This window comes from Aeromicrobium wangtongii, from assembly GCF_024584515.1.
GTDB lineage: Bacteria > Actinomycetota > Actinomycetes > Propionibacteriales > Nocardioidaceae > Aeromicrobium > Aeromicrobium wangtongii.
The window spans coordinates 2,110,423-2,136,309 of the sequence record NZ_CP102173.1; the positions used below are offsets into that span (position 1 = coordinate 2,110,423).

General features: G+C 70.6%; 26 protein-coding genes. 18 read left to right on the forward strand and 8 right to left on the reverse strand.

Annotated elements, in window-relative coordinates:
* Positions 1–12 precede the first annotated feature (12 nt).
* Positions 13–438 (forward strand): peptide-methionine (R)-S-oxide reductase MsrB, encoded by a 426-nt coding sequence (gene msrB, locus NQV15_RS10485; RefSeq protein WP_232399769.1) that lies wholly within the window; start codon positions 13–15, stop codon positions 436–438.
* A gap of 15 nt (positions 439–453) precedes the next feature.
* On the opposite strand, the gene hemQ is transcribed toward msrB, so the two are convergent.
* The 3 genes from hemQ to hemE are packed head-to-tail and all read right to left on the reverse strand — an operon-like array spanning position 454 to position 3,540.
* Entirely contained in the window at positions 454–1,170 is a 717-nt protein-coding gene (gene hemQ / locus NQV15_RS10490) for a hydrogen peroxide-dependent heme synthase (RefSeq protein WP_232399770.1), read from the reverse strand.
* Positions 1,167–2,498 (reverse strand): protoporphyrinogen oxidase, encoded by a 1,332-nt coding sequence (gene hemG / locus NQV15_RS10495; protein WP_232399771.1) that lies wholly within the window; start codon positions 2,496–2,498, stop codon positions 1,167–1,169. Before hemG ends, hemQ begins: the two co-directional genes overlap by 4 nt.
* A 4-nt stretch (positions 2,499–2,502) precedes the next feature.
* Positions 2,503–3,540: a uroporphyrinogen decarboxylase gene (gene hemE / locus NQV15_RS10500; protein WP_232399772.1), complete on the reverse strand. Its 1,038-nt coding sequence runs from the start codon at positions 3,538–3,540 to the stop codon at positions 2,503–2,505.
* 70 nt (positions 3,541–3,610) lie between these two features.
* Here hemE and NQV15_RS10505 point away from each other — a divergent pair, with 70 nt between their 5' ends.
* Genes NQV15_RS10505 through NQV15_RS10520 form a run of 4 tightly spaced genes read left to right on the forward strand, consistent with a single transcriptional unit; the run spans position 3,611 to position 7,015 of the window.
* Entirely contained in the window at positions 3,611–4,204 is a 594-nt protein-coding gene (locus tag NQV15_RS10505) for a DUF3000 domain-containing protein (RefSeq protein ID WP_232399773.1), read from the forward strand.
* Positions 4,201–5,445 carry an HRDC domain-containing protein gene (locus NQV15_RS10510; protein WP_232399774.1) on the forward strand — a complete coding sequence of 415 codons (1,245 nt, stop codon included), beginning with the start codon at positions 4,201–4,203 and terminating at the stop codon, positions 5,443–5,445. Before NQV15_RS10505 ends, NQV15_RS10510 begins: the two co-directional genes overlap by 4 nt.
* 54 nt (positions 5,446–5,499) lie before the next feature.
* Positions 5,500–6,372, forward strand: a complete 873-nt coding sequence (efeU, locus tag NQV15_RS10515) for an iron uptake transporter permease EfeU (RefSeq protein WP_232399775.1) — start codon at positions 5,500–5,502, stop codon at positions 6,370–6,372.
* Between the two features lie 52 nt (positions 6,373–6,424).
* Positions 6,425–7,015, forward strand: coding sequence for a hypothetical protein (locus NQV15_RS10520; RefSeq protein ID WP_232399776.1), 591 nt, complete (start codon positions 6,425–6,427; stop codon positions 7,013–7,015).
* Between the two features lie 360 nt (positions 7,016–7,375).
* On the opposite strand, the gene NQV15_RS10525 is transcribed toward NQV15_RS10520, so the two are convergent.
* Positions 7,376–8,341 carry an aldo/keto reductase gene (locus tag NQV15_RS10525; RefSeq protein ID WP_232399777.1) on the reverse strand — a complete coding sequence of 322 codons (966 nt, stop codon included), beginning with the start codon at positions 8,339–8,341 and terminating at the stop codon, positions 7,376–7,378.
* 52 nt (positions 8,342–8,393) lie between these two features.
* On the opposite strand from NQV15_RS10525, the gene NQV15_RS10530 reads away from it, so the two are divergent.
* The 7 genes from NQV15_RS10530 to NQV15_RS10560 all read left to right on the forward strand — a co-directional run bounded on the left by NQV15_RS10530 (position 8,394) and on the right by NQV15_RS10560 (position 15,707).
* Positions 8,394–8,738, forward strand: coding sequence for a hypothetical protein (locus tag NQV15_RS10530; protein ID WP_232399778.1), 345 nt, complete (start codon positions 8,394–8,396; stop codon positions 8,736–8,738).
* 53 nt (positions 8,739–8,791) lie between these two features.
* Complete coding sequence (secD, locus tag NQV15_RS10535) at positions 8,792–11,095, forward strand: protein translocase subunit SecD (RefSeq protein WP_232399779.1); 2,304 nt, start codon at positions 8,792–8,794, stop codon at positions 11,093–11,095.
* Positions 11,096–11,225: 130 nt separating this feature from the next.
* The gene (locus NQV15_RS10540) at positions 11,226–11,762 is read left to right on the forward strand and encodes a DUF6318 family protein (RefSeq protein WP_232399780.1); all 537 of its coding nucleotides are present in this window, start codon (positions 11,226–11,228) and stop codon (positions 11,760–11,762) included.
* A gap of 32 nt (positions 11,763–11,794) precedes the next feature.
* A complete protein-coding gene (locus tag NQV15_RS10545) occupies positions 11,795–12,496 on the forward strand; it encodes a hypothetical protein (RefSeq protein ID WP_232399781.1) in 702 nt (233 codons plus the stop codon).
* A gap of 16 nt (positions 12,497–12,512) precedes the next feature.
* On the forward strand, positions 12,513–13,886 hold the full coding sequence (locus NQV15_RS10550; RefSeq protein WP_232399782.1) for a cystathionine beta-synthase: 1,374 nt from the start codon (positions 12,513–12,515) through the stop codon (positions 13,884–13,886).
* Positions 13,886–15,055, forward strand: a complete 1,170-nt coding sequence (locus NQV15_RS10555) for a cystathionine gamma-synthase (RefSeq protein WP_232399783.1) — start codon at positions 13,886–13,888, stop codon at positions 15,053–15,055. The genes NQV15_RS10550 and NQV15_RS10555 overlap by 1 nt, the downstream gene beginning before the upstream one ends.
* Positions 15,056–15,062: 7 nt before the next feature.
* The gene (locus NQV15_RS10560; protein WP_232399784.1) at positions 15,063–15,707 is read left to right on the forward strand and encodes a DUF998 domain-containing protein; all 645 of its coding nucleotides are present in this window, start codon (positions 15,063–15,065) and stop codon (positions 15,705–15,707) included.
* Here the strand turns inward: NQV15_RS10560 and NQV15_RS10565 are convergent.
* Complete coding sequence (locus tag NQV15_RS10565) at positions 15,681–18,278, reverse strand: AAA family ATPase (protein ID WP_257125040.1); 2,598 nt, start codon at positions 18,276–18,278, stop codon at positions 15,681–15,683. The two genes, NQV15_RS10560 and NQV15_RS10565, sit on opposite strands and share 27 nt — an antisense overlap.
* A complete protein-coding gene (locus NQV15_RS10570) occupies positions 18,275–19,390 on the reverse strand; it encodes a metallophosphoesterase family protein (RefSeq protein ID WP_232399819.1) in 1,116 nt (371 codons plus the stop codon). Before NQV15_RS10570 ends, NQV15_RS10565 begins: the two co-directional genes overlap by 4 nt.
* A gap of 82 nt (positions 19,391–19,472) precedes the next feature.
* On the opposite strand from NQV15_RS10570, the gene NQV15_RS10575 reads away from it, so the two are divergent.
* The 5 genes from NQV15_RS10575 to tgt are packed head-to-tail and all read left to right on the forward strand — an operon-like array spanning position 19,473 to position 23,166.
* The gene (locus tag NQV15_RS10575; RefSeq protein ID WP_232399820.1) at positions 19,473–20,093 is read left to right on the forward strand and encodes an NAD(P)H-dependent oxidoreductase; all 621 of its coding nucleotides are present in this window, start codon (positions 19,473–19,475) and stop codon (positions 20,091–20,093) included.
* Between the two features lie 10 nt (positions 20,094–20,103).
* Complete coding sequence (locus NQV15_RS10580) at positions 20,104–20,853, forward strand: hypothetical protein (protein WP_232399821.1); 750 nt, start codon at positions 20,104–20,106, stop codon at positions 20,851–20,853.
* 51 nt (positions 20,854–20,904) lie between these two features.
* Positions 20,905–21,309: a tetratricopeptide repeat protein gene (locus NQV15_RS10585; protein ID WP_232399822.1), complete on the forward strand. Its 405-nt coding sequence runs from the start codon at positions 20,905–20,907 to the stop codon at positions 21,307–21,309.
* Between the two features lie 3 nt (positions 21,310–21,312).
* Entirely contained in the window at positions 21,313–21,963 is a 651-nt protein-coding gene (locus tag NQV15_RS10590; protein WP_255669994.1) for a M50 family metallopeptidase, read from the forward strand.
* 12 nt (positions 21,964–21,975) lie between these two features.
* Positions 21,976–23,166 (forward strand): tRNA guanosine(34) transglycosylase Tgt, encoded by a 1,191-nt coding sequence (tgt, locus tag NQV15_RS10595; protein WP_232399824.1) that lies wholly within the window; start codon positions 21,976–21,978, stop codon positions 23,164–23,166.
* A gap of 142 nt (positions 23,167–23,308) precedes the next feature.
* On the opposite strand, the gene NQV15_RS10600 is transcribed toward tgt, so the two are convergent.
* The gene (locus NQV15_RS10600; RefSeq protein WP_232399825.1) at positions 23,309–24,034 is read right to left on the reverse strand and encodes a queuosine precursor transporter; all 726 of its coding nucleotides are present in this window, start codon (positions 24,032–24,034) and stop codon (positions 23,309–23,311) included.
* Positions 24,035–24,079: 45 nt separating this feature from the next.
* Here NQV15_RS10600 and NQV15_RS10605 point away from each other — a divergent pair, with 45 nt between their 5' ends.
* Positions 24,080–25,327: a geranylgeranyl reductase family protein gene (locus NQV15_RS10605; RefSeq protein ID WP_232399826.1), complete on the forward strand. Its 1,248-nt coding sequence runs from the start codon at positions 24,080–24,082 to the stop codon at positions 25,325–25,327.
* 50 nt (positions 25,328–25,377) lie between these two features.
* Here NQV15_RS10605 and NQV15_RS10610 read toward each other — a convergent pair whose 3' ends face one another.
* The gene (locus NQV15_RS10610) at positions 25,378–25,863 is read right to left on the reverse strand and encodes a hypothetical protein (RefSeq protein WP_257125041.1); all 486 of its coding nucleotides are present in this window, start codon (positions 25,861–25,863) and stop codon (positions 25,378–25,380) included.
* Between the last annotated feature and the right edge of the window lie 24 nt (positions 25,864–25,887).

Below are 25,887 nucleotides of genomic sequence, written 5' to 3' on the forward strand. Positions count from 1 at the left end.
TAGGCTGGTCGCATGAGCAAGCAGAGCGAGAAGACGTACGCCGTCGACAAGACCGACGCGGAGTGGAAGGCCGAGCTGAGCCCGGCCGAGTACCAGGTGCTGCGCAAGGCCGGCACGGAGCGGCCGTTCAGCTCGTCGTACGAGACCGACCCGACCGTCGGCGTGTACGCGTGCCGGGCGTGCGGGTCCGAGCTGTTCCGCAGCGAGACCAAGTTCGACGCGCACTGCGGCTGGCCGGCGTTCTACGCCCCGCTGGCCGAGGACCGGGTCGAGTACATCGAGGACCGCTCGATGTTCGGCGTCCGCACCGAGGTGCGCTGCGCCAACTGCGGCTCCCACCTGGGGCACGTGTTCGAGGGCGAGGGATTCGCCACCCCGACCGACCAGCGGTACTGCATCAACGGCGTCTCGCTGACGCTTCAGCCCGACGCCAAGTAGCCCGCGGAAGACCCGTCAGGGCCAGAGGGTGACGAGCTCGCTGACGGAGTGCGCCTTGCCGGTGTAGAACGGGATCTCCTCGCGGACGTGGCGGCGTGCCTCGGTCGCGCGCAGCTCGCGCATCAGGTCGACGATGCGGTGCAGCTCGTCGGCCTCGAAGGCCAGCATCCACTCGTAGTCGCCGAGGGCGAACGAGGCGACGGTGTTCGCGCGCACGTCCGGGTAGTCGCGCGCGGCCATGCCGTGCTCCTTGAGGATCGCGCGGCGCTCGTCGTCGGGCAGCAGGTACCACTCGTACGAGCGGACGAACGGGTATACGCAGACGTACGACCGCACCTGCTCCTCGGCCATGAACGCGGGGATGTGCGAGCGGTTGAACTCGGCCGGGCGGTGCAGCGCCATCTGCGACCACACGGGCACCATGCGCGATCCGAGTGCCGTGCGACGGAAGGCGTTGTACGCCGCCTGCAGCGCCTCGCTGGTGGGCGCGTGCCACCAGATCATGAGGTCGGCGTCGGCGCGGATGCCGCTCACGTCGTAGGTGCCGCGGACGATCGTGTCGTCGGCGGCGAGCTTCGCGATCAGCGCATCGACCTCGTCGGCCTCGGCCTGCCGGTCGGCGTCGCCGAGCACGCGGTCCAGCCGGAACACCGACCACATCGTGTAACGGATGGTCTCGTTGATGTCCTTGGCGAGCTTGCCCTTGTTGGGGATCGGCGCAGCAGCAGTCATGCGTCCATTGTCCCAGCGGCGGTCAACCGGCGGGCCGCGGCCCGTCCCGATGCGATGACCGCCGGGATGCCCACGCCCCGGTAGGCCGCTCCGCAGACCTCGAGCCCGGGTGCAGCCGCGAGTGCCCGGTCGATCGTGTCGACCCGGTCGAGGTGGCCCACGTCGTACTGCGGCAGGCCGCCGCCCCAGCGCCGGACGAGCCGGTCGGTGGGATCGGGCAGGGTGCCGTAGGCCCGGCGCAGGTCGGTCAGCGCGCGACCGGCCAGGTCGGCGTCGTCGTGCTGCAGCAGCGTCGTCTCGCCGGCGCGGCCGACCGAGGTGCGGATCACGGTGCGCCCGCTCTCGCCGACCCACCCCCACTTGTTGGAGGCAACCGTCGCGGCCTTGATGAACGTCCCGTCCACCGGTGGGACGAGGAAGCCCGATCCCTCCGGGACGACCGCGTCGTCGAACACGAAGGTGATGATCGCCATGCTGGCGTAGTCGATCGCGGCCAGCGCGAATGCGGCCTCCGGGACCTCCTCGGCCAGCAGGCGGGCCGCTGCAGGGGCAGGGGCCGCCACCACGACGGTGTCCACGTCGATGACCTCGACATCGGTCGTCGGGCCGACCGAGACGCGCCAGCCGTCGGACGTCCGCGCCAGCGCACGCACCGTGGAGTCCAGGCGCACCTCGATGCCGGGCGTCGACGCCACGGCCGCCGGCAGCTGTCCCACTCCCCCGACCAGGCCGGCGAAGACGGGGCCGGACGCCGTCGCGGCGGCCCGGGCGGCCGCGGCTGCCGTCAGCAGGTCCTCGCCGAGCGCGGCGATCTGCGGGGTCGTCGCCCGCAGCGACAGGTGATCGGTGAGCCCGGCGTAGACACCGCCGAGCAGCGGCTCGACGAGGCGGTCCAGCACGTCACGGCCCAGGCGCTCGGTGACGAACTCTGCCACCGACACGTCCTCGGTGGGCACCGGCAGGATGCGCGGGTCGGCCAGCTCGGCGATGCCGGACGCCGCGAGGGCGGCGGGATCGGCGGGGATGCCCATGACCGTCGGTGGCATCGGCCGCAGCGCGCCGTGGGTCCAGATCGCCGCCGTCGTGGTCTGCGGGTGCACCATCTTGTCGCCCAGCCCGACGGCGCGGATCAGGTCGATGCCCTCCGGGCGCCGCGCCAGGATCGACTCCGCGCCCACGTCGAGGGTCAGGCCGCCGACCTTCTCCAGGCGCAGCTTGCCGCCGAGACGGTCCGACCCCTCCAGGACGACGACCTCGGCGCCCGAGGACGCGAGCTCGTGCGCGGCCGCGAGACCGGCCATGCCACCACCGACGACTGCGACGCGCACGGGACTACGCCGGCTCGTAGGAGTGGACGAAGTCGACCAGACGGGTCAGTGAGTCCGGGTCGGTCGCCGGCAGCACGCCGTGACCGAGGTTGAACACGTGACCCGGGGCGGCGCGACCGGCCTCGATGACCTCGGCGGCGCGCGCGTGGACGAACTCGGTCGGCGCGAACAGCGTCGTCGGGTCGAGATTGCCCTGGACGGCCTTGCCCGGGCCGATGCGGCGCACGGCCTCGTCCAGCGGGACCCGCCAGTCGACGCCGACGACGTCCGCTCCGGCATCGCCCATCGCGTGCAGCAGCTCGCCGGTGCCGACGCCGAAGTGGATGCGCGGTACATCCAGGTCGGCGACCGACGCGAGCACGGCAGCCGAGTGCGGCTTGACGTAGGTCTCGTAGTCGGCCAGCGACAGGTGCCCGGCCCAGGAGTCGAACAGCTGGATCGCCGAGGCACCCGCCTCGACCTGCAGACGCAGGAACTGACCCGCGATGGCGGCCATCCGGCCGAGCAGCGCGTGCCACAGGTCAGGATCGGAGTACATCAGCTGCTTGGTCAGGCGGTGGTCCCGCGACGGGCCGCCCTCGACGAGATAGGACGCAAGGGTGAACGGCGCTCCGGCGAAGCCGATCAGCGGGGTGGACCCCAGCTCGCCGACGAGAGCGGTGACCGCGTCGGTGATCGAGGTGACGTCGTCCGGCTCGACGTCGCGGAACTGCGCGAGCTGCTCGAACGAGCGGACGGGCTCGGCGACGACCGGGCCGGTGCCCGGCACGATGTCCAGGTCGACGCCGATCGCCTTGAGCGGCACGACGATGTCGGAGAAGAAGATGGCCGCGTCGACGCCGTGCCGGCGGACGGGCTGCATCGTGATCTCCACGACCATGTCGGTGCGGAAGCAGGAGTCCAGCATCGCGGTGCCCTCGCGGATCGCGAGGTACTCGGGGAGGGAACGTCCGGCCTGGCGCATGAACCACACCGGCGTGTGGGCCGGGCGCTCGCCGCGGCAGGCCTGCAGGAAGGCGCTGTCTGTCAGAGTCGAGGTCACCCCTGCAGTCTCTCAGGTCGTGCGGAGTGTCGCTGCCTCCCCCTGAGGCTCTCGGACCTACGATCACAGGGTGGCAGTCCGCAATGAGATCGACCGCACACCTGCTCAGTTCACGCAGGCGGTCGCCGAGATCCGTCAGGCCGTCCTCCGGCCCGAGGTGGTGGTGGACGAGATGCCCGCGCCCCAACGCATCGCCCCGCACGCCTTCGCGATGAGCGGCGACGTCATCGTCGACGACGACGAGCTCGCCACGGGCCGGTTCATCCTGCTGCACGACCCGGCCGGCAACGACGCCTGGAACGGGACGTTCCGCTGCGTCACCTTCGCCCGCGCCGAGATCGACGCCGACATGGCGGCCGACCCCGTGCTGTCCAGCGTCGGCTGGAGCTGGCTCACCGAGGCACTCGACGCCTACGGGAGCGCCTACTCGGCGGCCAGCGGCAGCGTCACGGTCGTCCGGTCCGACGGATTCGGCGAGATGGAGGCCGACGGCTCCAGCGCCCAGATCGAGGTCCGTGCGTCGTGGACACCCGAGATGGACCGTCCCGGCGGCGACACCGGCGGTCACGCGGCCGCCTGGTCGAACCTGCTGTGCGCCATCGCCGGCCTCCCACCACTGGCGCCCGGGGTCATCCCGCTGCAGCGCAGACGGGGTCCGCGTTGACATCAGACGAGAACATGGCCGCGGACGAGGTGGCACCCGAGCCGGTGCAGCCCGAGGCCCCGCGGCTCGAGCTGCGCGATCCACTCCCCCCGGTCGTCGACACCGAGGCGGCGCTGGAGGACACCTGCGCCCGGATCATGGCCGGCACCGGTCCCATCGCGCTGGACGCCGAACGTGCCTCCGGCTATCGCTACTCCCAGCGGGCCTATCTGATCCAGGTGCGCCGCGAGGGTTCGGGCACCCACCTGATCGACCCCATCGCCTTCGACAGCCTCGTGCCCCTCGACACGGCCTTCGACGGCAACGAGTGGATCCTGCACGCCGCCACCCAGGACCTCATGTGCCTGGCCGAGGTGGGCCTGTACCCCGAGAAGCTCTTCGACACCGAGCTGGCCGGGCGACTGCTCAACCTGCCGCGGGTCGGGCTGGCCGCGCTCGTCGAGCACTACCTCGGCCTCAGCCTGGCCAAGGAGTTCTCCGCCGCGGACTGGTCCACCCGTCCGCTGCCGGAGCCGTGGTTGGTCTACGCCGCGCTCGACGTCGAGGTGCTCATCGAGCTGCGCGACCTGATCGACGCCGACCTGATCGCGGCGGGCAAGCGGGAGTGGGCGGCCGAGGAGTTCGAGTCGCTGCTGCTGTTCCAGGGCCCGCCCGAGCGCAAGGAGCCGTGGCGGCGGACGTCGGGCCTGCACAAGGCCCGTGGCCGGCGCGCCCTCGGCATCGTGCGCGAGATCTGGCAGGCACGAGACCGCATCGCCGCGGACCGCGACACGACACCGGGCCGCATCCTGCCCGATGCCTCGATCCTCGAGCTGGCCACGACCCCGCCGCAGGACCTCAACGCCCTCAAGGGCATGCGGATCATGCGCAATCGCGGTCCCCGCCGGTTCATGAGCGAGTGGTTCGACGCGATCGAGCGCGGTCTGACGCTGGACGAGCACGAGCTGCCGACCACCAACCAGCGCATCGACGGCCCCCCGCCGCCCCGCGCGTGGGCGGACAAGAACCCGGAGGCAGCCGAGCGGCTGGCACGCGGCCGCGAGATCGTGACCGAGCTCGCCGAGACCCACGACCTGCCCACCGAGAACCTGATCAGCCCGCAGCTCGTGCGCAACCTCGCGTGGGAGCCGCCGGCCGAGGTCAGCGTCGACACGGTGGCGGACGCGCTGCGCGACCAAGGCGCCCGTGAGTGGCAGATCGGCCTGGTCGCTGGGCCCCTGGCCGACGCCTTCTCTTCCTGAATTCACAGCCCCGCGCCACCTCAGGTGAGCATTGCCTGGCCTTAGACTTCCGAAGTGCTCGCCAACTTCCTCATCGGACTGCGCGAGGGGCTGGAAGCCAGCCTCGTCGTCAGCATCCTGATCGCCTACCTGGTCAAGACCGGGCGACGGCACGACATCCGGCACATCTGGGCCGGCGTCGCGACCGCCGTGGTGCTGGTGGTCGCGATCTTCACCGCGATCAACATCGCGATGGGTTCGCTGCCCTTCCGCACCCAGGAGCTGGTCGGCGGGTCCTTGTCGGTCCTGGCGGCCGGTCTGGTCACGTGGATGATCTTCTGGATGCGCCGGACGGCGCGCGGACTGAAGAAGGGCCTCGAGAGCGAGCTGGAGGACGCCGTGACGCTCGGACCGCTCGCCGTGGCCGTCGTGGCCTTCCTGACCGTCGGGCGCGAAGGGCTGGAGACCGCAGCGATCATGTACGGGACCGTCGCGTACACCGACCGCGCCACCCCGTTCATCGGCTCGGCCGGCGGGCTGCTCGTCGCAGTGGTCCTGGGCTACCTGATCTACCGGGGCGCGATCACGGTCAACCTCGGCAAGTTCTTCACGGTCACCGGCTACCTGCTGATCATCGTCGCCGCGGGCGTGCTGGCGTACGGCGTCTACGACCTGCAGGAGGCCGGGTTCCTGCCGCGCCTGACCGGCACGGTCGGCGGGATCGGTCACCTCGGCAACGCGGTCTTCGACATCTCCTCGACGATCCCGCCCGACAGCTGGTACGGCACCCTGCTGAAGGGCACGGTGAACTTCCAGCCCAATCCCTCGTGGCTGCAGAGCATCGCCTGGGCGGGCTACCTCATCCCGGTCCTGTGGCTGTACTCCCGCAAGCCCCGACCCGCCGGCTCGCAGCCGCAGCCGACGGCGGTGGGCGCCGCCACCGATTGAGCCTCGGGGTTACCGTGTCTGCCATGACGGCCGCACCCCGGAGAACCACTCGATGAGCGAGTTCAAGAAGCCCTCCCTGCCCGGCGCCGCCCTGTTCGAGGCGCAGGCCGGCGGTGAGGACCCGGCCGAGCTGGCGGCGGCGGGGCACCGGATCGCGACGCTGATGGTCCGCGGCCCCCGCACCGACGACGACCAAGGGCTCGTCGACCGCGTCCTGCACCTGGCCGACGAGGAAGGGCTCGGCGTCATCGCCGCGCTGTGGTCGCATGCGCCGTCCGACAGCCTGCCCGGAGCGCTGTGGCGGCTGTACCTGCTGCGGACGTGGGTCCACCGCCAGCCCGAGGTGGCGGCCCGCGAGTATGCCGCCGGCAAGGCGTACGCACCCGTCCACGAGGTGCTGGCCGGGGTCGTGGACCCGCCTGGTCCCGAAGAGGTCATCGCGTTGGTCGACACCGTGGTGCGCGGCATCGTCGGCGCCGACCTCGACGTGGCACTTGACCGTGCCGCCTCGTTCGCGCACATCTGCGGCGTCGGCCGCGCCCAGCTCGACCACGGTGATCCGCACAGCGCCGCCAAGCTCGTCGACACCGCGCTGAACCTGCGCCGGGCCGCCGAGCTGGAGCGTTCTTCGCAGCTGCAGTGAGCGCCACGGCCGGGGCGCCTTGTGTGAGCAGGATGCTCGGTTAGGCTTGGGGTCGCGTCGGGCTGCGGTAGCCCCGGGTCCCAAAATTAGCCGCTACGAGCGGCCATGCGCCGTGAGGCGCTTCCCAGCCCGGCGCGACCCCCTCCTCGAGCTGCTTGCAGCCGCGCGGCGGCGTCTAGTCCCATCGGATCCGGACCATCTGGTTACAACGAGTCATATGTCAATTTTCCGTCGTTGACCTGCGCAAATGGCCGTACTGGCACCCCGTCCGTGGGTTAGCGTGACCGTCGTCGGGCCAGTCCCAGACTGCCGACCGGCGTCCGGTTCCAGGGGCGTGCGCCGGTCGGCTCCGCCGCCTTCTCAGGTGGCGTAGGTCGTGTACGACTGGGTCGGAGCCCCGATCGTCGACAGCTCCTGCAGGTCGGCCTGCGTCGGGGTCCAGGCCACCGCGGCGGCATTCGCCGCGACCTGCTCGGGACGCGTCACGCCGGCGATGACGCTGGAGACCGCGGGCTGGGCGGCCAGCCCTCCGATTGCCAGCTGCAGCAGCGAGATGTCCCGCTGGTCCGCGAAGGCCTGCAAGGCCTCGATGCGGTCCCAGTCGGCGGAGGCCAGCCGGTCGGACTGCAGCGCAAGCCGGGTGCCGTCCGGCGCGGCCTCGCCGCGCCGGTACTTGCCCGTCAGCAGCCCGTACGCGAGCGGGAAGTACGGCAGGATCCCGACGCCCAGGTGCCGGCACGCGGGGACGAGCTCGACCTCGGCCGTCCGGTTGTACAGGCTGTACTCGTTCTGGGCCGTCGCGAACGAGGCCAGTCCCCCGCTCCGGGCGATCCAGTCGGCGTCGACCACCTGCCATGCCTGCAGGTTCGACGACCCGATCGCCCGCACCTTGCCCTCGCTGACCAGCTCGGTCAGGGCGCCGAGCGTCTCCTCCATCGGGGTAGACGGGTCGGGGGTGTGCAGCTGGTACAGGTCGATGTGGTCGGTGCCGAGCCGGCGCAGGCTCGCCTCGACGGCCGTCCGCACGTACGACGCCGTCCCGCGGCGCCCTCCGTCGTCCCCGTTGACGCCGCCCATGTCCCGGCCGAACTTCGTGGCGATCACCACCTCGTCGCGCCGCCCGGCCAGGGCTGCTCCGAGCAGCTCTTCGCTCTGCCCCTTGCCATACGAGTCCGCGGTGTCGAAGAACGTGACGCCGTGGTCGAGGGCAGCGTCCACGACGGCCCGGGTCTGGGCGGCGTCGATGCGGGCGCCGAAGGCATTGCAGCCGATGCCGAGGGCGCTGACGGTGATGTCGCTGCGACCGAGCGTTCTGGGTGAAGACATGCCTTCACCCTAGAGACGTTGGGATGGGCCCTGCCTCGCGTAGACTTGAAGGATGTTGTTCACGAGGGCTGCAGCGCGCAGATCTGCCGCTGTGCTGATGATGGCCCTGGTGGCCATGCTCCTCGTCGCAACCGGCGGCAGCGCCCGCGCCACCCAGTCACGCACGAGCGTCGGCACGGGGCACGCGAGCGCCGCACCGCACAGCGGCCGCCAGGTCGCACTCGTCCCACAGCTGGCGCACGACCCCGTGGCGACCCATCTGGATCTTGCAACGACTCCCCCGCCCGACCCGGCGGCGCCCGGTGAAGCCGAGCACTCTCTTCCGCCCGAGGCGACGTCGTCGCTGGTGCCGGCGGATGCCGTGAGCCCCGTCGGACGGGCACCGCCGACCGTCTAGGTCAGCGTGTCCCCGTCCGTCCACGCCTCCGGGCGTCACCCGAAAGATTCGCCATGTCCTCCCGTGCCCCGATGTGGCGCGCGATCGCAGCATTCGCTGTCATCGCCGTCTCACTCCTGCTCGCCCTGAACCTCAAGGCCAATCTCGGTCTGGACCTCAAGGGCGGCACCCAGATCGTGCTCCAGACCAAGGACTCCGAACGCGTCAAGGCCGACGCCGAGTCCACCGACCGCGCGCTCAGCGTCATCCGCGGGCGCGTCGACGCCCTCGGCGTCGCCGAGCCGACCCTCGCCCGCTCGGGCGACACCCGCATCATCGTCGAGCTGCCGGGCGTCCAGGACCCGCGCGAGGCCGCCAAGGTCATCGGGCAGACCGCCCAGCTGTCGTTCCACGAGGTCAAGTCCATCCCCGCCGGCGGCGAGGTCACCCCCGCCGAGGGTGAGCAGCTCATCGAGGACGAGGACGGCAGCCCGCTGCTGATCGGCCCGCAGCTGCTGGACGGCAACGGCGTCAAGGACGCCTCCGCCGGGCAGCAGGAGCAGTCCCTCGGCGAGTGGGTCGTCAACGTCGACTTCAACGGCGAGGGTCGCAGCGGCTGGCGCGAGCTGGTCGGCGCGGCGTGCGCCAACCCGGCCGCCGGCCAGCGGGTCGCGATCGTGCTGGACAACAAGGTCATCTCCTCCCCCGGCGTCGTCCCCGAGCTGTGCCAGGCCGGCGGCGGAGCGTCCACCCAGATCACCGGCAACTTCACCCAGAAGTCCGCCGACGACCTCGCCATCCTGATCAAGGGCGGCGCCCTGCCGGTGCCGGTCGAGACGGTCGAGCAGAGGACCGTCGGGCCGACGCTCGGCAAGGTCGCCATCGACGCCTCGATCGAGGCCGCCATCATCGGCATCGCCCTGACCGGCGTGTTCATCATGCTGGTCTACCGCCTCGTCGGTTTCCTCGCCACCATCGCCCTGGGCACCTACGCGCTTCTGTCGTACGCCCTGCTGGTCTGGCTCGGTGCGACCCTCACCCTGCCCGGTCTGGCCGGCTTCGTGCTCGCGATCGGTCTGGCGATCGACGCGAACGTCCTGGTGTTCGAGAGAGCCCGGGAGGAGTACGCCGAGCGAACCTCCGCCGGGTTGTCACCTGCCCTGTCGACCGGCTTCAACAAGGCCTGGTCGGCGATCATCGACTCCAACGTCACGACCCTGCTGGCCGCGGCACTGCTGTTCATCTTCGCGTCCGGCCCGGTCAAGGGATTCGGCGTCACGCTCTCGATCGGTGTCGTCGCCTCGATGGTCTCGGCGCTCATCATCGCCCGCGTGCTGTGTGAGTGGGCGGTCAAGCGCGCCTACGTCAAGGGCCACCCGGGCATCACGGGTCTGGCCGGCACGGGACGCATCCGCAAGTGGCTCACCGAGAGCGGCCCGGACCTGATGAAGCGCAGCGGCACCTGGATCGTCATCACCCTGGTCGTCGCGGTCGTCTCGCTCGGCGGCATCGCGCTGCGTGGCCTCAACCTGGGCGTCGAGTTCACCGGCGGTCGTCTGCTGGAGTACTCGACCTCCAAGGCGATCGACGCCGAGGACGCCCGCGTGGCGGTCAGCGACGCCGGATTCACCCAGGCCGTCGTGCAGTCGTCGTCCGGCGAGGACGGACGCGAGAACATCAGCGTCCGCCTCGACGACATCAGCAACGAGGAGGCCGTCGAGATCGAGGAGGCGCTTGCCTCGGTCGCCGGCTCCGTGGAGAAGGAACGGGACGAGCTCATCGGCCCGAGCCTCGGCAAGGAGTTGCGCAACAAGGCGTTGATCGCCTTCGCGATCGCCGTGGCCGCGCAGATGCTGTACCTGGCGTGGCGGTTCCGGTGGACGTACGCGGCCGCGGCCGTGCTGTCGATGTCGTCCGTGGTGCTGACGGTCGTGGGCGTGTTCGCCTGGTGGGGCAAGCCGATCGACGGCGTGTTCCTGGCGGCGGTGCTGTCGGTCATCGGTCTGGCGGTCAACGACACGATCGTGGTGTTCGACCGTATCCGTGAGCACACCCGAGAGAACCGCAACCAGCCATTGCGCGGCGTGGTCAACGAGGCGATCCTGCAGACCATCCCCCGCACGATCAACACCGGTCTGGGCGCGATGTTCATCCTGGCGGCTCTGGCCGTCCTGGGTGGCGACTCCCTGACCGACTTCGCGGTCGCGCTGCTCATCGGGCTCTCGGTCGGCATCCTCTCGACGATCTTCACCGCCTCGGCGCTGGCGGTCGTCCTGGAGGAGCGCTTCCCGCACGACCCCACCAAGGCGCCCAAGAAGGTCGCCGACCCGTACGCGAACGTCGACGACGGCAAGAGCACGACCGGCGCCGTCCTCTGACGCCTGGTCCTGGGTAGGACGTCATCCCGCACGTGGCCTCTGCGCCACGTGCGGGATGACGTTCTCGCTTGTCCACAGATTCGTCGGTCGAGGGCTGTCAGATTCGCTGATTTCTCGGTAGTTTCCGAACATGCGATTCGGGGGAATTGTCTTAGCAGCGGCACTGCTGCTCGGCGCGTGCTCCTCCGATCCCGCGCCCAAGGAACCCACCGGTACCCCGTCGACCTCGTCGACGCCGCCAGCCCGTGCGGTGCCGACCATGCCCGCGCAGGCGTCCGAGGACTCCTCCGAGGGCGCCGCCGCCTTTGTCAAGCACTACGTCGATGTCTTCAACTACGCCGCCGCCACCGGCGACGTCGACGAGCTCTCCCGCCTCTCCTCGCCGGACTGCGAAGGTTGCCAGAGCTACATCAAGCTCTACAAGGACACCTACGAGGCCGGTGGCTACTTCAAGGACTCCGACTGGAAGATTGGCGACATAAAGCTCGCCTCTAGCGACACGGAATTCCGGGCTTCCACCGAGGTGGAATCCGGAGGGGGACGTTTCAGGACGAACAAGGATGCACCGGAGAAGGTCAGTGCAGAGGACATGACCACTCTGACCTTCATCGTGTTGCGGCAACCGAGTTCGAGGCAGATCACGCGACTCGCTCTGGGGGACGCATGAGACCCGTTCCGGTAGTTATCGCCTGTTTGTTTATGAGCGTGTTGACCGTCGGATCGGCTGAAGCAGATGTCGAAGTAGTGCCCGATCCTGCGCGACCGAGGCTCATTCTGGATGGCGAACGTGACACTGCTCCCCGCGCGCGTAGGCCGGTTGCGCCGAGGCATGTCAGTGCGAACCCAATCGCCGAACCGGTGTGGAATCCGATAGGCACTTGTCGGGTCGACGCTGTCATCGGGCTGTACGGGTGCCGCACGGATGAGCCTGCGGAGCCGGACGATGACGCCGACGCTCCGGACCTCACGCCCGGCGATGTGCTGCGGGCGGTGCGCAAGATCGGGCTGCCGAGCCTGCAGGTGCGCGTGCAGCCGGGCGAGAAGACGCTGGTGAACGTCCCGACCATCTTCTATGCCGAGCCGCAGCCGTTCGAGCGCAGCGTCCAGCTGCTCGGCTTCGACGTGGACGTGGTCGCCGAACCGGTCAGCTATCACTGGGTGCACGGCGACGGGAGCGACACGACCACCGACCAACCGGGCCGCCCGTACCCCGCGATGGACGTCACCCACCGGTACACCGAACCGGCCGATGCGGTGCAGCCACGGGTCGACGTGACGTATCGCGTGCGGTTTCGGGTCGATGGCGGACCGTGGTCCACCCTGGGCCAGACACTGATCGCATCGGGTCCACCCGCGGCGCTGGACGTCAAGGAAGCGGCCCCCGTCCTGACGACACCATGAGTGCAAGAATGGCGTCATGCGTATTGCAGAGCACGTCGTTGACCTGATCGGCAACACCCCGCTGGTCCGCCTGAACTCCGTCACTGGCCCAGGATCGGCAACGGTGGCCGCCAAGATCGAGTACCTGAACCCGGGAGGCAGCGCCAAGGACCGCATCGCGGTCAAGATGGTCGACGCCGCCGAGGCGTCCGGCGCACTCAAGCCCGGCGGGACGATCGTCGAGCCGACCTCCGGCAACACCGGCATCGGCCTGGCGCTGGTCGCCCAGCAGCGCGGATACAAGTGCATCTTCGTGTGCCCCGACAAGGTCGGCGAGGAGAAGCGCAACGCCATGAAGGCGTACGGCGCACAGGTCGTGGTGTGCCCCACGGCCGTGCCCCCGGAGCACCCCGACAGCTACTACAACGTCTCGGACCGGCTCGTCCGCGAGACCGAAGGCGCCTGGAAGCCCGACCAGTACTCCAACCCCGCCGGCCCCGAGAGCCACTACGAGACCACGGGCCCGGAGATCTGGGCCGACACCGACGGCAAGGTGACGCACTTCGTCGCCGGCGTCGGCACCGGCGGCACGATCACGGGCGTCGGCCGGTACCTCAAGGAGAAGAACCCCGACATCAAGATCATCGGCGCCGACCCTGAGGGCTCGGTGTACTCCGGCGGCACGGGTCGCCCGTACCTCGTCGAGGGCGTGGGCGAGGACTTCTGGCCCAGCGCGTACGACCCGAGCATCCCCGACCAGATCATCGCCGTCTCCGACGCCGACTCGTTCGACATGACCCGCCGCCTCGCCCGCGAGGAAGGACTGCTCGTGGGCGGTTCGTGCGGCATGGCGACCGTCGCAGCGCTCAAGGTCGCTGCAGAGGCCGGTCCGGACGCGCTGGTCGTGGTCCTGCTTCCCGACGGTGGTCGCGGCTACCTCGGCAAGATCTTCAACGACAACTGGATGTCGTCGTACGGCTTCCTGCGGGAGCCGCTGGACGGCAAGCCGAACCAGATCTTCGTCGGGGACGTGCTGCGGAGCAAGACCGGCAGCATGCCGGCCCTGGTGCACACCCACCCGTCCGAGACGATCCGCGACGCGATCGAGATCCTGCGCGAGTACAACGTCTCGCAGATGCCGGTCGTCGGCGCCGAGCCGCCGGTCGTCATCGGCGAGGTCGCCGGCAGCGTCAGCGAGCGTGCGCTCATCAGCGCCGTGTTCGAGGGCCGTGCCCAGCTGACCGATCCGGTCTCGACGCACATGGAGCCGCCGCTCCCCCTGGTCGGTTCCGGCGAGACTCTCGACGACGCGCTCAAGGCGCTCAGCGCCAGCGACGCCGTCATGGTCGTCGAGGACGGCAAGCCGCTGGGCGTCCTGACCCGCCATGATCTCCTGGGAGTGCACGTCTGATGGGCAACACCGAGAGCACGCGCGACGAGGGCACCACCCAGGGCTTCGCGACGCGCGCCATCCACGCCGGCTACCAGCCGAATGCCGAGAACGGCGCCGTCAACGTCCCCATCTACGCCAGCTCGACCTTCGCCCAGGACGGCGTCGGCGGCATGCGCAACGGCTTCGAGTACGCCCGCACCGGCAACCCGACCCGCAAGGCGCTGGAGGCGAACCTCGCCGCCCTCGAGCACGGCAGCTACGGACGCGGGTTCAGCTCGGGCATGGCCGCGACCGACTGCGCCCTGCGGGCGATGCTGCGACCCGGCGACCACTTGGTGATCCCCGACGACGCCTACGGCGGAACCTTCCGGCTGATCGACAAGGTCTTCACCCAGTGGGGCATCACGTACACCCCGGTCGCGGTCAACGACCTCGACGCGGTCCGTGCCGCCGTCACCGACAACACCAAGGCGATCTGGATCGAGACGCCGACCAACCCGCTGCTGAACGTCGGCGACATCGCCGCGATCTCCGAGATCGCGCATGCCGCGAACGCGGTCACCGTGGTCGACAACACCTTCGCCTCGCCCTACCTCCAGCAGCCCCTGACGCTCGGCGCCGATGTCGTCCTGCACTCGACGACGAAGTACATCGGCGGGCACTCCGACGTGGTCGGTGGCGTCCTGGTGACCAACGACGAAGAGCTCGACGCGGCATTCGCCTTCCTGCAGAACGGCTCGGGCGGCGTGCCCGGCCCGTTCGACGCGTATTTGACCATGCGGGGCGCCAAGACCCTGGCGGTCCGCATGGACAAGCACTGCGACAACGCCGAGGCGGTCGTCGACTTCCTGCAGGGCCACCCGGCGATCGAGTCGGTGCTGTACCCGGGTCTGCCCGAGCACCCCGGCCACGAGGTCGCCGCCCGCCAGATGACCCGCTTCGGCGGCATGGTGTCGGTGCGCCTCAAGGACGAGCAGGCCGCGCTGGACTTCTGCTCGCGCACCGAGCTGTTCACCCTGGCCGAGAGCCTCGGCGGCATCGAGTCGCTCATCGAGCACCCGGGCGCCATGACGCACGCGTCGACGGCGGGCTCGGTGCTGGAGGTGCCGGCCGATCTCGTGCGTCTCTCGGTGGGCATCGAGGACATCGCCGACCTGCTCGGCGACCTAGAGCACGCGCTGAGCTGAGCGGGCGGTGCCCCGCGGCGCCGGGCTGCTCGGCGCAGCCCTGTGGACGCTGCAGCCGCTGTACGTGCTCGTCGAGCTGCTGATCGGCTCGCGGGCGTCGGCGGACTACTCGTTCGCCGGCAGCACCGTCAGCGATCTGGGTGACACCGCGTGCCGGCAGGTCCGCGGCGACCTGCTGTGCTCGCCGTGGCACGCCGGGATGAACACCGCCTTCATCTGGTTCGGCTGCACACTGGCGCTCGGTGCCGTGCTGTTCGGTGCCCGACACCTGCCGGGCCGCGCCGGCCGTGCCGCCGTCGTGATGTGGTGCGTCTCGGGACTCGGCTCGATCGGGGTCGGGCTGTTCCCGGTCAACGAGGACCCGGTCGTGCACGGCATCGTGGCGCTGCTGGTCTTCGTCGCCCAGCCCTTGGCCCTGCTGCTGGCCTGCCTGAGCCTGCGGGCGAGCCGGCCGCGCCTGGCAGCGGCCACCTACGTCGTCGCGGCCGCCTCGGCCATTGGCTCGGTCGGTTTCGGCGTGCTGGTCGGCAGCCACTCCCCCGTGATCGGTGCCGTCGAGCGCCTCGGGCTGTGGCCCGGCTACGTCTGGGTGTGCGTGCTGGTGGTCTCGACCGTCCGGGGCAGATCAGCCCAGACGCACGGTGCGCGCTGAGCCGATGTCGGCGAAACGGTCCGGCTCACAGGTCAGGATGATGATCTGCGAGGTCGACCCGACCCGGTTGATGACCGCCGCGAGCTTGCGGCGTCGGTCGGCGTCGGTGAATCCGAGGGAGTCGTCCAGGATGACCGGCGCACCGTCCTCGGCGCTGACCAGCTGGGCCGTCGCCAGCCGCCCGATCAGCGCCAGCTGCTCCTTGGCGCCGCCTGACAACGACTCGAACGGGACGGTCACGCCCTGGGACGTGCGGCTGCGGATTGACAGGTCGTCGCCGATCTCGACGGAGAAGTCCGGACCGAACACGATCGCGCCGAGGGACTCGACCGCCTGACGAAACGGCGCCACGTACCGCTGCTGGGCGGCGTCGCGGTGCGTCCGCATCGTGGAGCGAAGCAGCTGCGCCGCGCGGGCGCGGGAGGCCAGCGAGTCGTGCACCCGCTGGGTGTCGCCGAGGCGGGCCAGCGCCACGTCCAGCTTGTCGCGCAGACCGTCGCGCCCACGCACCTCCAGCTCGGTCGTGGCCGCAGCGAGGTCGGCGTCGTGACGGGCGAGATCGTCGACCAAGCGCTTGGCCAGCTCACGGGCATTGGCCGCGAGGATCTCGAGGGAGTCCGCATCGTGCTCGGCCAGCGCCGACCGGGTCGCCTCGAGGGCTGCCGCGTCGTCGACACGTCGCTGCTCGGCCGCGACCAGCGCGGCGGTCAGCGCATCGTCGGACTGCACCTCCCGGTCGCTCGCGAGGCGGGTGACGGCGCGCTCGAGCTCGGCGGTCGCGCCCGCCGCACGGGTCTGCGTCGTGAGCCGACGCTCGTTGGCCGCGTTGACCTGGGTGAGGATGCGCTCGCGCTGCTCCAGGGACGCGGTGGCGGCACCTTGGGCGATCTCCAGCTGCTCGGTGAGATCGGCCAGGGTCGCGCGCGCCTCGACCAGCGAGACATCGGGGGACGCATCCGCGGCGTGGGCCTGGATCGCGGCCAGACGAGCCCGCACCGCCTCGACCGAGTCGCCCGCCAGCAGGGTGTCGCGCTCGACGGTAGCGGCCTGGGCCAGCCGCTGCGCCTCGTCACGATCAGCACTGCGGCGGCGTGCCTCGGCCAGATCGGCAACGCCGAGCTCGGCGAGCAGACCGGCCAGCTGGTGCTCGCGGTCCTCGATCTTGCGGCGGCGCTTGACCGCCCCGTCGTCGGGCGTCACGACGACCCGGACGACCCCGGCAACCTCGATGGTCGCGGTGTCGGTCAGGTCGCGCGCTGCGCCGGCGTCGATGGGCGTGCCGTCGACCTCGACCGCGGCCTCACCGAGCCGCTCGACCAGGACACGGGCGGCGCCTGCCGCGGCAGCATCGCGCTCGGCGTGCAGGCGCGACTGGACATCGGCGATCTGCTCCACGATCTCGTCGTCGACGGGGTTGTCCGCCAGCGCTGCCTCGGCCAGCTCGAGCCGACGTGTCGCCGCCTCGATGCCGGCCAGTCGCTCGGCGACCCGCTCGGCCTCCTCGCTGGCTTGGACGGCCCGCACGACCTGCTCGGCCGCGATGACCTGGTTGCGCAGGTCGCCGACCTCGTCCGTGGCGCTCTGCCGCGCGGCGTCGTGCTCGGCGAGCCGCGCGACGGCCTCGGCGTGCTCGGCCTCCGCCCGCTGCCACTCCTGCTCCGCGGAGGCCGCGAGCTTGGAGCGCTGCTGCTGCTCGACGACCCGCTCGGCGCGGGCATCGACAGCGGCCTGTGCCGTCGCGACGGCGATCTCGGCCTGTCCCAGACGATCGGACGCCGCCTCGTGCTCACGGCGCAGACCGGCCAGGGCGTCCTCGCGCTCGGCCAGCTCATCGGCCTCCGCGCGTGCCTGGACCACCCGCGATGCCAAGCGGTCGCGCTCGCGCGTCAACCGGGCGTGGCGGTCGACGACGTCGTCGACCGCCCGCAGCGCGGCCTCGGCGGCCTGGACGGCTTCCTTGCGCTCGGCGAGCTCCTTGATCGTGCCGGCGTACACATCGGTGGGCTTGCCGGTCGCGGTGTGATAGCGGCGGTACTCCCGCTCGATCCGGTCGAGCAGGTCCTCGTGCACTGCACCCGCCGTCTCGTCGTCCGCCATGGCCGACAGCGCCGTCTGCAGCGGCACGACCCGGGCCAGGTTGGCCTGCTGCAGCGACTCCCCCTGCACCTGCTGCAGCGCAGCCCACAGATCGGCGTCCATCGTCTCGGCGAAGATCTGCTCGACCCGGTCGTGCGCCTGGTCACCGGTGACCTGCTCCGGTCGGGGCTGCAGGATGCGCAGCTCGGTGGACGGCTTGCGGATCCACCGCTTCGTGTAGACCAGCCGGTACGGGCCGGTGGACAGCTCGACGCTGACCTCAGGACCGACATCGCGGTGGGTGGGCTGGATGGCCTTGATCGAGGAGTGCTGCGATGACGACTTGTAGTCGCGGACCAGACGCAGCGCCTCGGCGATCGAGGACTTGCCGATCTCGTTGGGCCCGACGACCACCGTGACGCCCGGCGCCTCGAAGCTGACCTCGCTGGACTCGACACCGCGGAAGTCGGTCAGTGTGATGCGGTGCAGCCTCACGCCGCACCGTCACGGCTGAACCGGTAGAGCAGGCCGAGCGCATCGCGAGCCGCCTGCGCGTCGTCCCCGGCCAGGCGGCCGGTGAGCTCCTCGACGGCGTCGCGCGCGAAACCGGTGAGCCCGAGGTCGCCGAACTCGCCCTCGGCAGGGGTGACGACCAGGTCGCTGTGCCGCTCCCACAGGTCGATCAGCGCGAACAGGTCGCGCGAGGTGTCCAAGATGGTGTCGAGCCGGGCCTTCTCGCCGACCGTCAGCGCGCCCGTCAGCGACAGCCACACCGCCGTGCGGTCCTTGGCGGGCAGGCCCGACAGCCAGCGCTCGAGCTCGTCGACGTCGGCCTCGCTGGTGAGCTCGGCCTGGTGGTGCGCGTACGTCCAGGTGCCGACCCGGACCGACTCGACCGCGACCTGCTGGTGATCGACGTCGACGACCAGAACGTTGCCCGGGTCGTGCTCGCGCCGACTGGTGACCTCGGGGGCTCCCGGGTACCAGATGCGCCCGCTGACCTCGGTGGTCGAGTGCCGGTCGCCCAGCACCGCGAACTGCGCCCGCCCGGCCGCGATCGCAGCCTCCAGCGCTGGCCCGCTGATGCCGGCGGGATCGTCGCGATCGATGCCCAGGACGGTGCCGTGACCGGCGACGATGCGCACGACGTCGGTGGCCGGCTCGACGTCGGCCAGCGCATCGGCGACCAGGTCGCTCAGCGGCGCCTTGCTGTACCAGGGGGCCGCGACGATCTCGACGCCCTCGCCTGCCAGGTGCACACCGGGACGGTCGAGGACGTGGACGTGCTCGGGGCACCCCTCCAGAAACTCCTTGGAGCGGTAGATCGACGAGGCGTCGAGGGGGTCGTGGTTGCCGGGCAGCAGCCACACCGGGACCGTGACCTCGCGCAGCGCGTCGAACGCGCGCGCCACCACGACCCGGTCGAGCTGATTGGACTCGAACACGTCGCCGCACACCAGCACCAGCTCGGCACCGCGGTCGGCGGCGACCCGCCCGATGCTGCGGATGGCGTCGATGCGCGCCTGGGCGAACCGTGGCCGGGCCTCGTCGCCGAGGTAGTGCGCGGTCATCCCGAGCTGCCAGTCGGCTGTCGCAATGAAACGCATATGCAGACCGTAACCGGCACCTCCGACACGAGTTCGACGGCACGCCCGGCGGGTGCCCCCGGATGCTGTCAGAATCCCTCCCATGAGTCATCTCGTGCTCCTGCTGGCGCACCCGCGACCCGACAGCTACTGCCATGCCCTGGCCGAGAGGATCGGCGAGCAGCTCGTGGAGCGCGGCCACGAGGTGCGCTCGCACGACCTGTACGCCGAGCGGTTCGACCCCATCTTGACCTCGTACGAGTCCCACACGAGCGGCCCTGACATCGAGGGCGCCTTGGCTCGCGAGGAGGATCCGCTCATCGCCCTGCACCGCGAGGAGCTGCGGCAGGCCTCGGGGCTGGCGATCGTCCACCCCAACTGGTGGGGCATGCCGCCGGCGATCCTGACCGGTTGGATCGATCGGGTCGTCGTGCCCGGTGTGGCCTATCGGCTCAAGGACGCCACCGGCCGTCCCGAACCGCTCGCGCCGATCGAGCGGCTGCTGGTGATCAACACCTCCGACACCACCGACGAGCGCGAGGAGTTGCTGTACGGCGACCCGCTCGCGTCGATCTGGGGGCGCTGCGTCGCGCCCTATCTGGGCTCCCCGCAGGTGACCCGCCGGGTGCTGCGGCCGGTGTCCAGCGCCTCTGACGAGCAGCGCGCCGCGTGGCTCGACGAGGTCGGATCGCTCGCTGCAGAGACGTTCGGAGCCGTCTCCTAGTCTGGAAGCCATGTCTGAACGAAGTAGAGGTCTGCTCAGCGACATCTCCTGGTTGCAGGTCACCGGCAGTGTCCTCGCCGCCGTGACCTCGGCGTGGCTCGCCTCGCGCCTCGGCGTCGCCGGGACGATGATCGGCGTCGCGCTGGGCAGCTTCGTGGCGACGGTTGGCTCGGCCATCTACGTCCGCACGCTGGACCGCGGCAAGACCCTGCTCGCCCAGACGGCGTCCGGCGCCGTGGTCGAGCGGACCGTCCAGGACGGCGAGATCGCCGAGGCCCTGGACGAGATCGCCGAGGCCGAGCGGTCGCCGGTGCGCAGCGCCGAGGTCGTCTCCGAGGACGAGCGTGAGCTGCCGTGGCGCAAGATCATCATCACCACGATCGTGGTGGTCATCATTGCCTTGACCACCATCACGACCTACGAGCTGGTGTCCGACAAGAGCCTGGACGGGTCCCGCGGCACGACCATCGGCGACACCTTCGGCGGCAGCAAGGGCGCCAAGGACAGCAAGGACAGCAAGGACGACACGAAGGACAAGGGCGGCTCGGGCGGCGGCGACGACGGCACGAAGGACACCCCCGACGGCCCGAAGCCGACGGCGACGCCCGAGGACGGCCGGTCGACGGCACCCGCGCCGACCATGTCGACGCCTGCCCCCACCGCGACGACCCCGGCCCCGGCACCGACACCGCGCCCGTCGGCCAGCCCCACCCAAAGCGCGCCGGAGCCGTCCGCCCCGACGCCGCAACCCGCGGAATGAAGCCCCGCGGTCGCGTGTTGACGGCACCGAGCTCACCGAGAGGAGCGCATCATGACCATCTACCTGACCCCGAACATCACTGACGAGAAGATCGCCGCCATGGAGATCTTCGACGCGTTCCGACTGGGTGAAGAGCTGCTGGACTCGCGGTACCCGCGGGACGCCGCGCGCGTGCTGCGCAAGGTCGTCGACGCCGAGCCCGGCAACGCTGCCGGCTGGGAGCTGCTGGGACGCTCCCACTTCGCCGCTGCCCAGCTGTGCCCCGCCGAGGACGCGTTCCGCCGCCTGGTGGAGCTCGAGCCGACCAGCGCGTGGGCGCAGACCGCGCTCGGCCTGGCGCTGGACCGCCAGAGCCGTCACCGTGAGGGCGCCGTCCACCACCGCCTCGCCGCGGCGATGGGCGCATCCGCCCGCGACGCGAGCCGCGTCGAGCTCGTCGACCGACCGAAGGGCTGAGCACTGAACACGCCGTGGGCGGCAGCGGCGACAGCCGCTGTGCTGATCGTCGTGCCGCCCCTGTGGTCGATCACCCGCCACGTCGTGACCCTCGTGCACGAGGCCGGGCACGCCGCCGTCGCGGTGCTGACCGGACGCCGGCTCAACGGCATCCGGCTGCACACCGACACGTCCGGGCTGACCGTGTCCAGCGGCAAGCCGCGTGGGCCCGGCATGATCGCGACGGCCGCTGCCGGCTACCTCGCACCGGCGGTGCTGGGCCTGGTCTCCGTGGTGCTCGTGCACCGCGGTCTGACCGGGGCCGCGCTGTACGCCGGCCTCGGGACGCTCGCGGTGATGCTGGCCTTCATCCGCAACTGGTTCGGCCTGCTGGTCGTCCTGGTCGTGGGCGGCGCGGTCGCGCTGCTGATCTGGCGCGCGCCCGCGGACGTCCGTGACTTCGCCGCCCTGACGTTTGCCTGGTTCCTGCTCGGGGCGGCGCCCCGCACGTCCCTCGACCTGTGGGCGCACCGCCGCCGGGTGCGGACCCGCACCACCGATGCGGACGTCCTGGCCAGGCTCACGGTCCTGCCCGCGCCGGTGTGGAACCTGGTGTTCATCGTGCTGACCGGCGGTGCGCTGGCCACCGCGGTCCAGGTGGTCGGGCTGCCCTGATTGGATGGTGCGATGTTCACCCTCGGCACAGAGCTCCCCGGGGCGCTCGGACGCACCGGCACCATCTCGACCCCCCACGGCGACATCAGCACGCCGGCGTTCATCCCGGTGGGGACCCGGGCCACCGTCAAGGCCGTCCTGCCCGAGCAGATGTCCGACCTCGGCGCGCAGGCGCTGCTGGCCAACGCCTACCACCTGTACCTGCAGCCGGGCGCCGACATTGTCGACGAGGCGGGCGGTCTGGGCGCGTTCATGAACTGGCGCGGCCCGACGTTCACCGACTCCGGTGGCTTCCAGGTGCTGTCGCTGGGTGCCGGCTTCAAGAAGACCCTGTCGATGGACGCCCACTCGGTGCAGGCCGATGACGTCATCGCCGAGGGCAAGGACCGCCTGGCCACCGTCGACGACGACGGTGTGACCTTCAAGTCGCACCTGGACGGCTCGATGCACCGGTTCACGCCAGAGGTGTCGATGCAGATCCAGCACCAGCTGGGTGCCGACATCATGTTCGCGTTCGACGAGCTGACCACCTTGATGAACTCCTACGACTACCAGGTCTCGTCACTGGCGCGGACCCAGGCGTGGGCGGAACGCTGCGTCAAGGAGCACCAGCGGCTGTCCGAGCTGCGCGCCGACAAGCCGGCGCAGGCGCTGTTCGGCGTCGTGCAGGGCGCGCAGCACGAGGACCTTCGCCGGCGGGCCGCACGCGGGCTGGTCGGGCTCGACTTCGACGGCTACGGCATCGGCGGGGCGATCGAGAAGGAGAACCTCGGCACGATCGTCCGCTGGGTGTGCGAGGAGCTGCAGGTCGACAAGCCGCGGCACCTGCTCGGCATCAGCGAGCCCGACGACCTGTTCACCGCGGTGGAGAACGGCGCCGACACCTTCGACTGCGTCTCGCCGTCGCGCGTCGCGCGGTCGTCACGCGTCTACGCCATGACCGGACGCTACAACCTGCTGGTGGCCGCCTCACGCCGCGACTTCGGGCCGATCGACCCGGAGTGCGACTGCTACACGTGCGCGCACTACTCCAAGGCGTACCTGCACCACCTGTTCAAGACCAAGGAGTACATCGCGGCGACGCTGTGCACGATCCACAACGAGCGGTTCACGGTCCGCCTGGTCGACGACATGCGACGCCACATCGACGCCGGCACGTTCGCCGACTTCCGTGACGACTTCTTGGCCCGCTTCTACGCCTGACGGTTTACCACGGTCCCTGGGCAAACCGTCGTAGTCGGACGTCCGCCCGAGGCAAACGTCGTCCGCCCGCGGGTAACTTCCCTGGGGCGGACGACGTTTGCGGAGGGACCGTGGTAAACCGTCACCGCCGTGGGCGGCGGGGTCAGGACCAGTAGGACGGTTCGCGCTGCTTGAGGATGCGGATGACGAGCATCGTGACCGGCATGACGAGCAGCTCGACGGCGCACTTGAACACGAAGCCGACGACGACGTAGTTGAGGAACTGGCCGCCGGTGGTGATGCCGATGGCCGAGGCGGCGATGGCGCAGAAGATGAACGTGTCGGCGGCCTCGCCGACGCCGGTGGAGCCGGCCAGGCGGCGCCAGAGGCCCGGCTCGGCGGAGCGGGCCTTCATCCGGACCAGCACGTAGGAGTTCAGGAACTGCCCCACGACGTAGGCGACGAGTGAGGCCGCGACGATCTGCCCGCCCGACCACACGACGCTCTCGAAGGCGGCCTGGTTCTCGTAGAACTCCGCGCTCGGCAGCTTCATGACGGCCAGGAAGGTCAGGAACGTCAGGATCGCCGTGCCGAAGCCGACCAGGATGGCGCGGCGGGCGGCGCGCAGTCCGTACACCTCGGAGATGACGTCGCCGATGATGTACGCCAGCGGAAACAGCACCGCGCCGCCGTCGGAGAACACCGGCAGGATCTGCACCGGCCCGATCGACACGTCGCCGGAGAAGAACTGGGTGCCCTTGGTGGCGGCGATGTTCGACACGACCAGCACGACGCAGAACACGGCGAGCAGGACGTCGAAGTACGACGAACCGCGCGACGCGAAGTGGACCTCGCGAGTGCGGTGGGCGGCGGTGTCCGCAGAGCTCATGCGCCCCATCCTGCCAGCCGACCAGCGCTCTGGGAGAATCGCAGCATGACCTTGCCGACCCGCACTGATGTCCTCGTGGTCGGGGCCGGCCCCGCCGGCTCGGCGGCCGCGGCGTGGACGGCCCGCCTGGGGATGGACACCGTCCTGGCCGATGCGGCCACGTTCCCGCGGGACAAGACGTGCGGCGACGGGTTGACGCCGCGGGCGATCGCCGAGCTCGACCGGCTCGGTCTGGACGAGTGGGTCCGCGGCCACGGCACGAACCGCGGGCTGCGCGCCGCCGGCTTCGGCCAGGAGCTGCTGCTCCCCTGGCCCGGAGGGTCCCTGCCCGACTACGGCTCGGCGGTCCCCCGCACCGAGCTGGACGACAAGATCTTCCGCCTGGCGACGGACGCCGGAGCGACACCGTTCGAGGGCGCCCGTGCCGTCGACGTCGAGCGCGACGACACCGGCATGGTCACCGGGGTGGTGTTCCAGGTCGGCGCCGACCGGACCCGGCACACCGTCGCGTGCGAGCGGCTCGTCGTGGCCGACGGCGTCCGCTCCCCCCTCGGCCGGGTGCTGGGACGTGAGTGGCACCGCGACACCGCCTACGGCGTGGCCGGACGCTCGTACGTCAAGTCCGGTCGCAGCGACGACCCGTGGATAGCCTCGCACCTCGAGCTGCGCGGCGAAGATGGCGAGCTGCTGCCCGGATACGGCTGGATCTTCCCGCTCGGCAACGGCGAGGTCAACCTCGGCGTGGGCGCGCTGGCGACCGCCAAGCGTCCCGCCGAGCTGCAGATCCGCCCCCTGATGGAGTACTACGCGACGCTGCGTCGCCAGGAGTGGGACCTGACCAGCGAGCTGCGCGCCCCGACCAGCGCCCTGCTGCCGATGGGCGGCGCCGTGTCAGGGGTGGCCGGCCCGAACTGGATGCTGATCGGCGACGCCGCCGGATGCGTCAACCCGCTCAACGGCGAGGGCATCGACTACGGGCTGGAGACCGGCCGCGTGGCTGCCGAGCTGCTGCACGCGCGTGCCGACCTGGCCTCGGCGTGGCCCCAGCTGCTGACCAGCCAGTACGGCGAGGCGTTCTCGATCGCGCGGCGACTGGCCGGGCTCATCACGATTCCGCACCTGCTGCCGACCGCCGGACCGATCGGGATGCGCTCGCCCGCGCTGATGACCTTCGCGCTGCGGGTCATGGGCAACCTCGTGACCGACGAGGACCGTGACCTCACGGCCCGCGTCTGGCGCTGGGCCGGTCGCCGGTCCGTGCAGCTCGACGACCGTCCACCGTTCTCGTCCTGACGTGCAAAAGGGCCCGGCCGGAGCCGGGCCCTTTCACGGGTGGTGATCGATCAGGCAGCAGGCGGAGCCGGCGGGGTCGTGTGACCGCCGCGGTTGCCCTGCGGCAGCTTCTCGCCCGACGCCTTGGACGACAGGAAGGCGAACGCCGTCAACGCGATGCCCGCGATGAACAGGACCCAACCCGACCAGCCGGGGCCGACGTCGACGCGCGAGCCCAGGCCGCCGTCGGAGTAGGTGAACGCCCGCAGGATGAGCAGCAGCGTGCCCAGACCGGCTGCGCCGGCCGCGATGAGGCTCCACGGCACACCGGCCGGCAGGTTCTCCCCGGCGAACGCCTTGACCGCGATGATCGCGGTGGCGGCGATGAGCAGCAGCACACCGAGGGTGGCGTAGCTGTCCCAGGCGTTGGTTCCGGCGGAGAATCCTCCCGCGCTCACCGTGACGTAGCTTTCGAAGAACGACAAGATGAGGGCGACTGCACCAGCGATCATCGCCCCCTGTTCGAACTTGCCGATTGACTTGAAGTCAGTGGCCATAACGTGTTCTCTCCCAACGATCAA